We start from the raw sequence: 12,823 nt of genomic DNA, 5'->3' as shown, positions 1-12,823 counted from the left end.
GTCCGCCCGGGACCGGACACTGTCCGATCCCGGTCATTCCTGCTTTACCGTTCATCCCCGTATTTGGCGTTTCAGCCACAAATTCTACCGTTTATCGCACTGTGATTGACCTGACAACGCTGGTCGCGGATACTCTGCGCCCTGTAGTCTGGCTCATTCTAAAAGCACCCCGACGTGCCACTTTCTGGAGAACTTTATGTTGCGCAAAACCCTTCTAGCTCTTGCCATTGCCTCTGCCCTGGTTGCATGCGGCAAATCAGCGAAAGAGCCTGAAAAAGCCGCCGCCAGCGCATCCGCCTCTGCTTCCGCAGCGAAAGACCAGCCGAAAGTGACGTTGCAGATGTCGCCGGAAGACACCCTCACCATCGAATCGAACGCTTTGGCTTCCGGTCCAGTCATCACCGGTTCGATCCAGCCGGAACGCCGCGCCGACCTGCGCGCGGAAGTCAGCGCGGTTGTAGTTCAAGTACTTAAAGAAAATGGTGAGTCGGTCAAAAAAGGCGACATCCTGTTGCGCCTGGATGAAACCTCGATCCGTGACAGCCTGACCTCGGCCGATGAAGCTACTCGCGCCGCCGAACAAACGCTGGCCCAGACCCAGCGCATGTACGAGCGCCAGAAAACCCTGCTGGCCTCCGGCATGGTCTCCACCACGGCGATGGAAGACGCTGAAGTGCGCCGCAACAACGCCCAGAGCGACCTGGCGGCCGCCCGCTCGCGTTCGGTCACGGCACGCCAGCAGCTGACCCGCACCGTGGTGCGCGCGCCGTTTGACGGCATCGTCAGCGACCGTAAAGTCTCGAACGGCGATACCGCCCAAGTGGGCAAGGAACTGATCAAGGTGATCGATCCGAGCAGCATGCGTTTTGAAGGCATGGTCTCGGCCGACAAAGTGGGCGTGGTCAAGATCGGCCAGCCGGTGCTGTTCCGCGTGAACGGCTACCAGGGCCAGAATTTCACCGGCAAGATTAAGCGCGTCGATCCTTCGGCCAATGCGGTCACGCGCCAGGTCGAAGTGCTGGTGGACTTTGCCGAAGCCACCCGTCCCGGTGTGGCCGGCCTGTACGCCGAAGGCCGCATCGAGGCTGAGACCACCTCGTCGCTGATGGTGCCGCCGTCGGCGCTGGTGCAAGCCGGCGACAACAACTACGTGTGGCGCGTCAAGGGCGGCCAGCTGACCAAAGTGCCGCTGACCATCGGCACCCGCGACGAACGCAGCGGCCGCTGGCAAGTGCTGACTGGCTTGCAAGCCGGCGACATGGTGGTGCGGGTGCCGGCCTCCGGCTTTAAAGATGGCCAGAAAGTGGTCTTGTCCGCGCCGAAAGCCGTGGCTTCGGCCTCGGCCGGCAAGGTCGCAGAAAAATAATCAGGAGCCTCAGCCATGTTCTTATCGGATTTTAGTATCAAGCGGCCCATCGCCACGATCGTACTGATCGTTGCCATGATGTGCCTGGGCCTGATGGCCCTCAACAAGCTGCGCGTCAACCAGAACCCGGACGTCGAAGTCCCGTTCATCGTGGTCAACATCCCGTACCCGGGCGCCTCGCCGGAAACGGTGGAGCGCGAGATCGTCAATCGCCTCGAGAAATCGCTGCAGTCGATCACCGGCGTGACCGAGCTGAATAGCACCTCCTCGGAAAGCAGTGCCAGCATCTTCATCAAGTTCAGCTTCAACAAGAATCTGATCGAAGCCTCGGACGAGATCCGCAACGCGATTGCCAGCGTGCGCTACAAGCTGCCGACCGAGATGCGCGAACCGATCCTGGTGCGCATCGATCCGTCGGCCCAGCCGGTGATGCAGATGGCGCTGTCGTCCAACACCCAGAGCCACGCTGAGATTTCGCGCCTGGCTGAGGACAAGCTGGCCGACCGCTTCCGCAGCATCGACGGCGTCGCCTCGGTGAATATTGATGGTTCGCTCAAGCGCGAGCTGAGCGTGCTGCTGAAGGCGGAAAAACTGCGCGAGTACAACGTCTCGGTGGGCGACGTGGTCAATGCGCTGCGCAACCAGAACACCAATGCGCCGGTCGGCAAGGTGCGCGGCGAGCTGGATGAGAAGAGCATCCGCCTGGTCGGCCGCATCGAGCGTCCGGAAGAGTTCCAGCAAGTGGTGGTCAAGCGCAATGGCAACGAGCTGGTGCGCCTGTCGCAAGTGGCGATGATTCAGGACGGCTTTGCCGAAGTGAACAGCCTGAGCGTGCGCTCCGGCAAACCGAACGTCGGTATCTCGGTGACCCGCTCGCGCGATGCCTCGACCGTGACCGTGGCCCGCAAAATCAAGGCCATGGCCGAGGAAATGCAGAAGGAAATGCAGCCCGGCACCAAGCTGGAAATCACCCAGGATGACGGCGAAAACGCCGAAAGCAGCCTGGACAACGTGATCCACGCGCTGGTGTTTGGCGCCGGCCTGACCATCTTCGTGGTGTACGCCTTCCTCAACTCGTGGCGCTCGACCCTGATCACTGCACTGTCGCTGCCGACCTCGGTGCTGGCGGCCTTCATCGGCGTCTGGCTGTGCGGCTTCACGCTGAACTTCATGACCCTGCTGGGCTTGTCGCTGGCGATCGGCGTGCTGATTGACGATGCAATTGTGGTGCGGGAAAACATCGTGCGCCACATGCAGATGGGCGCCGACCGCCGCACCGCCGCGCTGAAAGGCACGGCCGAGATCGGCATGGCAGTGGCCGCCACCACCTTCTCCATCATGGCGGTGTTTATTCCGGTGGCCTTCATGCAGGGCATCACCGGTGAGTGGTTCCGTCCGTTCGCCTTGACCGTGACCTGCTCGGTGGCGGTGTCGCTGCTGATCTCGTTCACCCTGGATCCGATGCTGTCGGCTTTCTGGGGCGACCCGCCGGGCCACCACGACGCACCGCGCCGTGGCCTGGAAAAATACTTCGCCAAGTTCAACGTCTGGTTTGATCACCAGGCCGACCGCTACGGCCACGTGATTGAGTGGGCGCTGCATCACCGCCTGTGGATGGGGATCATTGCGGTGTTGACCTTCGTGGCGGCGATCGGCCTGCAAGTGGTGTTTGGCGGCATGAGCTTTGTGCCATCGTCTGACTGGGGCACGATTGCGATTGACGTACGGACGCCGTCGTCGAGTTCGCTGGAATACTCGCGCCTGAAGCTGGAAAAGGCCGCCGTGATCGCACGCGGCATCAAGGAAACCAAGGAAACCAATAGCTACGTCAACCTGAGCGGCGGCCGTATCTACGTCGACATCGGCAAGAAAACCGAACGCCAGCGCGGCGCCATTGAGGTGGCCAAGGAATTGCGTGAGAAGCTGTCTGGCCTGGTGGGCGCCGAGTACACCGTACTGGACGACCTGAGCAACGGCGCCCGCAAGCCGGTGCAGATTGAATTTACCGGCACCGATTCGCGCAAGCTGATGGAAATCACCAACGCCTTCATGGACCGCCTGCGCAAAGTGCCGGGCGCGGTGGACGTCGGGTTGTCGGAAATGGATCCGAAGGACGAGCTGCAAATCGAACTGAACCGTGGTCTGGCTAACTCGATGGGTATTGCCGCTGGCGATGCGGCACAAGCACTGCGGGTGGCGTTTGCCGGTATCGAAGTGGGCGACTGGGTCGATCCGACCGGTGAGTCGCGTGACGTTGCCGTGCGTCTGGCGCCGGAAGACCGTACCAGCGCCGAAAACATCGAGCGCTTGCCGATTGCCGTCTCCGGCACCAGCCAGATGGTGCCGCTCGACCAGATCGCGCGGGTGACCATGGGCAAAGGTCCGTCGACCATCAAGCACAAAGACGGCAAGCGTGTGATTTCGGTCAGCGCCAACGTGGAGGGACGTTCCCCGGGCGAGGTCACTGCCGACGCCATGAAACTGGTCAAGGACATCGACTTCCCGCCGGGCTACGGCCTGGCACTGGGCGGCGCCGGCAAAGACATGCAGGAAGTGTTTGGCGCCATGATCATCGCGCTGGTGGCCGGCATCGGCTTGATGTATTTGATTCTGGTGATGCAGTTCGGTTCCTTCACGGCGCCGATTGCGGTGATGCTGTCCTTGCCGCTGTCGCTGATCGGCGTGGTGATCGGCCTGCTGCTTACCAAGAGCACGATTAACCTGATGAGTTTGATCGGCGTGATTATGCTGATGGGGCTGGTCGCCAAGAACGCCATCCTGCTGCTGGATGCAGCGCGCAAGCGTGAAGAGGAGGGCTTTGGCCGTGAGGATGCGCTGATGTATGCCGGCCGCATGCGCCTGCGTCCGATCCTGATGACCACCTTTGCGCTGATCGCCGGCATGCTGCCGGTGGCCATCGGCCTGGGTGAGGGCGGTGAGTTCTACCGTCCAATGGCGATCGCCATCATCGGCGGTACCGTCACCTCGACTGTGCTGACCTTGCTGATGGTGCCAACCTTCTACGACAGCATCGAGATCAAGAAAGACAGCGCCATCGCCAAGGTGCATCGCCGTGTCGAGCGCTTCGGCATGGTGGCGGCGGTGGCGTCGATTGTGGTGGAGGCGCTGCTGTTCCTGGTGCTGGCGCGTTTCGTCTACCGCATGGTCATGCTGGGCGCGCGCAAGCTGCTCGGCCGCGGTAAAACGCAGCAAGCCGAGCTGCCGGAAGAAGAACCACGAAAAATTGCTTAAAAGTATTTTCAGTTAAGCAAAGGAAAGGGCCTTCGGGCCCTTTTTTTATTAATGAAATGCAGAGCGCTCGCTCGGTTTGGCTTTTTTTGGTGTATGCTGCTGGCCTTCTGGTACCGATTCGGCTACTGGAGCCAAATAAAACCACTCATAAAGCGAGACCTTCATGCAGCACAAATATCTCCCCCTGATTATTGCCGCCGCCCTGAGCGCCATTTCCGTGAGCGCCCAGGCATCGGGCTACCGTTTCGGTTCCCAAAGCGTGTCGGGCCAAGGCACCGCTGACGCTAACGGCGCCGAAGCCAACGACCCATCGACCATCTTCTACAACCCGGCTGGCCTGTCCCGCCTGGACGGTACGCAGATCAGCGCTGGCGCCACCGTGGTGGTGCCGCACTCGACCTACACCGACAGCGGCTCGACCCACTTCACCGGCGCGCCGACTGGCGGCGTCGCTGCCGACGGCTACGCGCCGAGCGCAGTGGCTGCCCCAGCCCTGTACGTCAGCAAAAAGCTGAACGACCAGTGGACCGCAGGCTTTGGCCTGTTCGTACCGTACGGCGCCAAGCTGGACTACGGCAACAACTGGAACGGCCGCTACGCGCTGTCCAACATCAAGCTGGAAGCCATCACCCTGAACCCATCGGTATCGTGGAAACTGAACGAACACCACGCCTTCGGCTTTGGTATCGATGCGGAACACATGAAGGCCGAACTGGGCCAGGCAGTCGACGTACCAGGCTCGATCGCAGCGCTGTCGAGCGGCGCTGGCGCTGCGCAAGGCGCGGTGCTGATCAAGCAGATCGCTGCACTGGGCGGCAATCCTGCACTGCTGCGCACTGCGGGCGACGCCCACGGCGCCAACGATGGCCAGGACTGGGGCTGGGGCTTCAACCTGGGCTATATGTTCACCCTGGACCAGAACACCCGTTTCGGCCTGGCTTACCGCTCGTCGATCTCGCACCAGCTGAAAGGCAGCACCGTGTGGGACTTCTCGCAAGTGACCACCGATCCGATCGTCAACAAAGTGTTGCAAGCCGCATCGCACAAAGCCAACTCGGCCGCGCTGGTCACCCTGCGTACGCCGGAAACCCTGTCGGCTAACGTGTTCCACCAGTTCGATGCGAAATGGGCCGGCATGGCGGACGTGACCTTCACCCGCAACAACCGCATGGGCGATCTGGACATCCAGTTCCCAGGCACCACCGAAGGTAACGAAGTGATCCGCCAGCAGTGGAAAAACACCGTGCGCGTTTCGCTGGGCGGCAACTACGCATACAGCGACAACCTGACCCTGCGTGCTGGCGTTGCATACGACCAGTCGCCAGTGAAGAGCGCCGAGCTGACCCACCCAGCACTGCCGGACAGCGACCGCATGCAGTACTCGGTTGGCGCCAACTGGAAACTGAGCCCACGTTCGTCGATCGACCTGGCGTACAGCTTCCTGGACTTCAAAGACGCGAAGATCAACTACACCAACCAGTGCAACCCGCTGCAAACCACCTGCACCGGCAACGGCGAAGCCACCCGTGGTACGTACAAGACCTACCTGTCGCTGGTCGGCATCGCGTATAACTACAAGTTCTGATTCTTAGAGCTGCAAATGAAAAGGGCCCGCAAGGGCCCTTTTTTTATCACGCTGCTTTTCGCTCACTATCGAGCGGTGGCTCCGCATCACTGTTGAAGACTGCATGATCGGTTTCGCCCATCACGCGGCTGGCAACCGCGCCCGCCGTTACTGAGCCGCTGACGTTGAGCGCAGTACGGCCCATGTCAATCAGCGGTTCAATCGAAATCAGCAGGCCAGCCAAGGCCACCGGTAAATTCATCGACGACAGCACGATCAGCGCGGCAAAGGTGGCGCCGCCACCGACGCCAGCCACGCCTACCGAACCAATCGTAATGATGGCCAGCAGCGGGGCGATAAAGCTCACCGTGAACGGATCCACGCCCACCGTCGGCGCAATCATCACCGCCAGCATGGCAGGGTAGATACCAGCGCAGCCGTTCTGGCCGATGGTGGCGCCAAACGAGGCGGCAAAATTGGCGATGCCTTCCGGCGTGCCGAGGCGGGTGGTCTGCGTCTGCACGCTCATCGGAATCGCGCCGGCGCTGCTGCGCGAGGTGAAGGCAAAGGTCAGCAGCGGCAGGATTTTCTTGGTCCAGCGCAGCGGATTCAGGCCCAGGCCGCTGACGATCAGCAGATGCACCACAAACATCAGCAGCAGCGCGCTGTACGACGCCAGCACGAAGTCGATCAGGTGCAGGATGTCGGTGTAGCTGGAGCTCGACACCACTTGCGCCATCAGCGCGAACACGCCGTACGGCGTCAGGCGCAGCACCAAGGTCACGATGCGCATCACGATGGCATGCGCCACCTGCACGAAGCGCTCGAACGAAGCGAAGATATCCGGCTTCTTGTCATGGATGCCGGTGGCGGCAATACCGATGAACACCGAGAAGATCACCACCGCGATGGTCGACGTCTTGCGGCCGCCCGTCATGTCGAGGAAGGGATTGGCCGGGATAAAACTCAGCAGCATGCTCGGCAGCGAAATCGCCTGCGCCGCTTCCACCTTGCCTTGCAGGTAGACGCCACGCGCAATGTCGGCCGCCGACGCGGTCAGGCCGACGGCGGTCAGGCTGAAGGCCTTGGCCATCAGGATGCCGATGCTGGCCGCGATCAGCGTGGTCACCATCAGCGTGCCGATGGTCAGCGCGCTGATCTTGCCCAGCGAGTTGATGCCTTTCAGTTTCAGGATGGCGGAAATGATGGACACCATAATCAGCGGCATCACAATCATTTGCAGCAGCTTCACATAACCGCTGCCGACGATGTCCAGATAGTCGCCCGTGGTTTTGATTTCAGCCGAGCCCGCGCCGTAGATGGCTTGCAGCACCGCGCCCAGCACCACGCCCAGGCCCATGCCGGTGAACACGCGTACCGAGAACGAGGCGTGCTTGTGCTGTTGTGCGTACAGCAGGCCCAGCAGGGCCAGCGCCGCCAGCAGATTGAGTATCACATTGATCGTCATTGCTTATCCTTTACTACATATTTGTAACCAGTCGGTCATTTTATATGCGATAAGCCACGGTTTATACGCGGTTTAGCGAATATTTGGCTATATGGCTATACAGAATTCTCATATGCAAGTGTTGTAAGTAGTTTTCCTGTGGGAATCTGTGAAACTGTGTGAATTTTCAGGCGTTACAATGGGATACATTCACGCTGCAAGGAGCGATCGCATGGCAACCATGAAAGTAGGCACCCGGCTGAGCCTGGGTTTTGGATTAGTGCTGGTGCTGCTGTTGCTGGTCGCGCTGTTGGGCGTGTTCAATATGGGCACCATCCACGCCAAGCTGGAAAGCATCGTCAACGAGAATGCCGTCAAGTCGCAGATGGTGAACGATATGTCGGAGTCGGTGCACATCGTGGCGCGCGTCAGCCGCAGCGTGGTGCTGCTCTCTGATGAGGCGTCGATCCGCGCCGAGCTGGAAAAAGTCGCCAAGGCGCGCGGCGTCTACAACAAGGCATTGGACCAGCTGGCCAAAATGCCGGCCACGCCCAAGGGCCTGGAAATCCGCGAGCGCATTACCGCCCAGGCCAAGATTACCCGACCATTGAACGACAAGGTGTTCGAGCTGGCGCTGGCCAACAAGGATGCGGAAGCCACGGAAGTGCTGATGAAGCAGGCCGGCCCGGCGACGCAAGCCTGGCAAGATGCGATGGATGAATACGCGGCGCTGCAACGGGAAAACAACCAGATCGCCGCTACCGCCGCCACCGATGCGTACAAGCAGGCGCGCTTGCTGATGCTGCTGCTGAGCGGCGCCGCCATTGTAGTTGGCGTGATCGCGGCAGTGCACATCGCGCGCGGCCTGCTGCGCCAGCTGGGTGGCGAACCGGATTACGCGGCGGCGATTGCCGGCCGCATCGCTGCCGGCGACCTGACGGTGGTGGTTGACACCCGCAGCAACGACAACCACAGCATGCTGCACGCGATGAAGATGATGCGCGATGCACTGGCGCGCATCGTCTCCGAGGTACGCGTCGGCACCGAGACTATTGCGTCGGCCTCCAGCGAAATCGCCAGCGGCAACCAGGACTTGTCGACCCGCACCGAACAGCAGGCCAGCTCGCTGGAAGAAACCGCATCGTCGATGGAGGAACTGACCAGCGCAGTACGCGCGAACAACGACAATGCGCGCCAGGCCAACCAGCTGGCGCAGTCGGCCTCGGCGGTGGCGCAGCAGGGCGGGGCGGTGGTATCGCAAGTGGTGGATACGATGGGCGCGATCAATGAATCGTCGCGCAAAATTGTGGACATCATTTCGGTCATCGACGGTATCGCCTTCCAGACTAATATCCTGGCGTTGAACGCGGCGGTGGAAGCGGCGCGTGCCGGCGAGCAGGGCCGTGGCTTTGCGGTGGTGGCGTCGGAAGTGCGCACGCTGGCGCAGCGTTCGGCCTCGGCGGCCAAGGAAATCAAGGATCTGATCGGCAGCTCGGTGGAGAAGGTAGAGATCGGCAGCAAGCTGGTGGAGCAGGCCGGCCATACGATGGACGAAGTGGTGGCCAGCGTGCAGCGCGTGACCGATATCATGGCCGAGATTTCCACCGCTGGCGACGAGCAGAGCGCCGGCATTGAACAAATCAACCAGGCCGTCAGCGAGATGGATACGGTGACGCAGCAAAATGCCGCGCTGGTGGAGGAGGCTGCAGCAGCGGCGGAGGCCATGCAAAACCAGGCCGCCAATCTGGAGCGCGTGGTGAGCGTGTTCCGCGTTGATGGCGCCTTGCGGACCGCCGCGCCAGCTGTGACGGCGAAACCGGCGGCGCCGCGTTTGGCGGCAGTGAAGCCAGCGCGGCCGGCCAAGCCCGCCGTGCGCGCACCGGCCCGGCCGCAGCAGCGCATCAGCAGCGCTGCCGGTAGCAAAGATGATTGGGAAGAATTCTGAATCTGACTATAATCGCGGCAGTGTTTATCTTTAAGGATGAGTCGCGATGAAAGTCTTGTTTGCCCTGATGTTGGTTTCGACGTCGGCGCTGGCCGATGATGCGGCGCTGCTGAAATGCCGCCAGCTGGAAGACGGCCCGGTGCGCCTGGCCTGCTACAACGCCATTCCCTTGAATCCTGCTGCGCCCGCTGCTGCTGCAACTGCAGCGGTTGCGCAGCCGGCCTACACCGTGGTCGCTGCGCCGACCAAGCCCGAGCTGGAAGCCATGTTCGGCCGCGAGCCTGAGGCGTTGAGGTCGGTGCGCCTGAGCTCCATCGAAACCACCATCAGCGGCCCATTTGACGGCTGGGTACGCGGCCAGCGCATCCGTCTCGCTAACGGCCAGGTATGGAAAGTGGTGGACGACACCGAAGACGTGCTGGAGCTGACCAATCCCAAAGTCACCGTCAAGCGCGGCATGCTAGGCGCCATCTTCCTCGATATTGACGGCGCGCACCGCAATCCGAAGGTGCAGCGGGTTCAGTAAAACCAGATATCGAAGCTGGTCGCGCCGTCGCCGGTGGCGGCCAGCCGGTAGTGGAAGCCGTGCCGGTTCAGCACTTCGCGCACGAACAGCAGACCGATGCCCTGGCCGCCTTTCTTGGTGGTGTAGAACGGCGTGAACAGCTGGTGCGCCGGCACTTCCCCCAGCAAGTTACCGCTGTCGATCACCGATAGCCGCACGCCGCTTTCCTCGCGCGCCAGCACCAGTGCAATCCGCTTGTCCGCGCCGGCGCCCATCTCCACCGCTTCCATCGCATTTTTCACCACGTTCAGCAGCGCCTGCTCCATCAGGTGGCGATCCATGGCGATGGCCGGTACGTCGTCGCAGCGCTCCCACGCAATGCTGATGCCACGGCTGCGGCACTGCTCGCGGTACAAATACAGGATGTCGTCCATCAGGTCGCGCACGGCGTTGGGCCGCAGTTCCGGCGCTGGCATTTTCACCACGCGCGTGAAGCGTTCGATGAATTCGCCGAGGCTGGCGTTGCGGCGCTGCACGGCGAGGATGGCGGTGCTGAAGTCTTCGCTGTCGCGTTCGGCCAGCTGGCTGCGGTAGTACAGCAGCGAGTCCAGCACTGAGCCGGTGGCGGCGACGGTGTTGTTGACCTCGTGCGCGAGCACGCGGATCAGTTTTTCGTAAGTGGCGCGTTCCGAACTTTCCAATTCTTCGGTCAGCTCTTCAATCAGCAGGAAGTGGCGCGCGAAGCCGCGATCGTAGAACTGGCCGCGCTGGCCACGGTAGCGGCGGCCATCGGCATCGGCCAGCAGCTGAGAGTCGCCGAGCGGCAGCGCGTCGAGCTGGGCCAGCAAGCTACGGTGCTGCTGCTCGCCCAGCGACGCTGCACAGGCCGACAGCGACTTGCCACGCGCATCGGCCAGGCCGGGCAGGGCTTGCGCGCTGGCGTTCAGCAGACTGATGCGGCCGTCGAAATCGAACACGATCACGGCGCTGGGCGTGGCTTCCAGCAGGCGGTCGAGGAAGCCTTGCTGCTCGCCGATCTGCAAGCGCTCTTGGTACAGCGCGCCCAGCATGGTGTTGAATAACTGGACCAGTTCGTTGAGTTCCTTGTCGTTGCTGTGCTGCAGGCGGGCGGCGTAGTGCTGGTCTTGCAGCAAGTCGTGGAAGTGGCGCGTGTAGCCGAGTGGCTCCAGCGCGCGGCGGATCAGGCGGATGCCGAGTACAAGGCTGAGCAGCACCGCCGCTTCCAGCCCCAGCATCAGCAGCGGCTGGGTGCGGAACAGCAGCACGGTGATGGCGAGGAACAGCAGATGCGCCGCGATCAGATAGGCGTACAAGCGCCGCCGCAAGCTCATGGCTGCTCTGCGCTGCCGAGGCCGTGGCGTTCGAGGCGGCGGTACAGCGCGGTGCGGCTCAGGCCCAGCGCCTTGGCCACGCGCGAGATATTGCCCTGATGCTGTTCCAGTGCGTGGGCGATCATGTGGCGCTCTACCTGTTCCAACGTCATGCCATCGACGCCGAGGCGTGCGTTGGCCACGCCGGGCACACCGCCATGTTCGTGCTGCTCGACGGCGACAAAGTCGGCTTGCCGCAATTCGCTGCGGCCCACCAGCAGCAAGGTGCGCTCCAGTGTTTGCTTGAGCTGGCGGATATTGCCGGGCCACGGCTGCGCGCTCAGCCACTCCAGTGCTTGCGGCGTAATCGTCGCTGACGGCAAGCCGTAGCTGGCCGATACCTCGCCGATGATGTGGCGCGCCAGCAGCGGGATATCGCTGCGCCGCTCGCGCAGGGGCGGCAGGCGGATGGTAATCAGGTTCAGGCGGTAGAACAAGTCTTCGCGGAATTCACCGCTGGCCACCAGCTCGGCCAGTTCGCGGTTGGTGGCCGAGACCACGCGCACATCGGCCTTCTCGCTGCGGCTGGCGCCGACCGGCTGGTAAGTCTGGTCTTGCAGCACGCGCAGCAGCTTGACCTGGTCCGAGCGATTCAGTTCGCCGATCTCGTCAAGGAATAGCGTGCCCTCGTGCGCGCAGGCGACATGGCCTTTGCGGTCGCTCTTGGCATCGGTGAAGGCGCCGCGCACGTGGCCGAACATTTCGCTTTCAAACAGCGACGGCGTAATCGCGCCCATATTGATCTTGACGATGGTCTGGCCGGCGCGCGCGCTGTTGCGGTGGATGGCGTCCGCCACCAGTTCCTTGCCGCAGCCGCTTTCGCCGAGGATCAGCACCGGCGCGCGCGTGTTGGCGACCTGGCCGATGGTGGTCAGCACCTTCAGCAAGCGCGGATGTTCGCCGACGATGGCGCTGAAATCGAACTGCGCATCAAGCGCCTGCCGCGAAGGGCCCGCCGCCGGTGTGGCGGTCTCCAGCGTGGTGCGGATCAGTTCCGCCAGCTGGGTGTTGTCCCACGGCTTGGTGAAGAAATTGGCCGCCCCCGCCTGCATGCCACGCACTGCCAGCGCGATCGAGCCCCACGCCGTCATCAGCAGCACCGGCAGCGACGGTTGCGCAGCGCGGATATCGGCCAGCAGCTGCAAGCCTTCCTCGCCGCTGGTTTGCAGCGAGAAGTTCATATCTTGCAGCACCAGGTCGACCGGCTGCTGCGCCAGCACGGCCAGCGCCTGTTTCGGATCGTCGGCGCACAGCGGGTCGTAGCCGGACTGCTTGAGCAGCAGGGCCAGCGACACTTGTACTGCGCTGTCGTCGTCGATGATGAGGATGCGTTGCTTGCGAGTCGATTCCATT

General features: G+C 62.2%; 8 protein-coding genes. 5 read left to right on the top strand and 3 right to left on the bottom strand.

Annotated elements, in window-relative coordinates; genetic code table 11:
• Positions 1–196 precede the first annotated feature (196 nt).
• From GTP46_RS26485 to GTP46_RS26475, 3 genes are all read left to right on the top strand, one after another.
• Positions 197–1,366 (top strand): efflux RND transporter periplasmic adaptor subunit, encoded by a 1,170-nt coding sequence (locus tag GTP46_RS26485; RefSeq protein ID WP_161009626.1) that lies wholly within the window; start codon positions 197–199, stop codon positions 1,364–1,366.
• 15 nt (positions 1,367–1,381) lie between these two features.
• Positions 1,382–4,618 carry an efflux RND transporter permease subunit gene (locus GTP46_RS26480; protein WP_161009625.1) on the top strand — a complete coding sequence of 1,079 codons (3,237 nt, stop codon included), beginning with the start codon at positions 1,382–1,384 and terminating at the stop codon, positions 4,616–4,618.
• Positions 4,619–4,781: 163 nt separating this feature from the next.
• A complete protein-coding gene (locus tag GTP46_RS26475; RefSeq protein WP_161009624.1) occupies positions 4,782–6,203 on the top strand; it encodes an OmpP1/FadL family transporter in 1,422 nt (473 codons plus the stop codon).
• Positions 6,204–6,249: 46 nt separating this feature from the next.
• Here the strand turns inward: GTP46_RS26475 and GTP46_RS26470 are convergent, their stop codons facing one another.
• Complete coding sequence (locus tag GTP46_RS26470) at positions 6,250–7,650, bottom strand: L-cystine transporter (protein WP_161009623.1); 1,401 nt, start codon at positions 7,648–7,650, stop codon at positions 6,250–6,252.
• A 220-nt stretch (positions 7,651–7,870) separates the two neighbouring features.
• On the opposite strand from GTP46_RS26470, the gene GTP46_RS26465 reads away from it, so the two are divergent.
• Positions 7,871–9,574, top strand: coding sequence for a methyl-accepting chemotaxis protein (locus GTP46_RS26465; protein WP_161009661.1), 1,704 nt, complete (start codon positions 7,871–7,873; stop codon positions 9,572–9,574).
• 46 nt (positions 9,575–9,620) lie between these two features.
• Entirely contained in the window at positions 9,621–10,100 is a 480-nt protein-coding gene (locus tag GTP46_RS26460) for a hypothetical protein (protein WP_161009622.1), read from the top strand.
• On the opposite strand, the gene GTP46_RS26455 is transcribed toward GTP46_RS26460, so the two are convergent.
• Positions 10,094–11,431: a sensor histidine kinase gene (locus GTP46_RS26455; protein WP_161009621.1), complete on the bottom strand. Its 1,338-nt coding sequence runs from the start codon at positions 11,429–11,431 to the stop codon at positions 10,094–10,096. The genes GTP46_RS26460 and GTP46_RS26455 overlap by 7 nt on opposite strands.
• The gene (locus tag GTP46_RS26450; protein ID WP_161009620.1) at positions 11,428–12,822 is read right to left on the bottom strand and encodes a sigma-54-dependent transcriptional regulator; all 1,395 of its coding nucleotides are present in this window, start codon (positions 12,820–12,822) and stop codon (positions 11,428–11,430) included. Before GTP46_RS26450 ends, GTP46_RS26455 begins: the two co-directional genes overlap by 4 nt.
• Position 12,823: the final 1 nt, after the last annotated feature.

Source organism: Duganella flavida, from assembly GCF_009857445.1.
In the GTDB taxonomy this organism is placed as follows: domain Bacteria; phylum Pseudomonadota; class Gammaproteobacteria; order Burkholderiales; family Burkholderiaceae_D; genus Rugamonas; species Rugamonas flavida.
The sequence above is the reverse complement of the archived record's forward strand: the minus strand, read 5'-3'. Positions and strand labels throughout refer to the sequence as shown.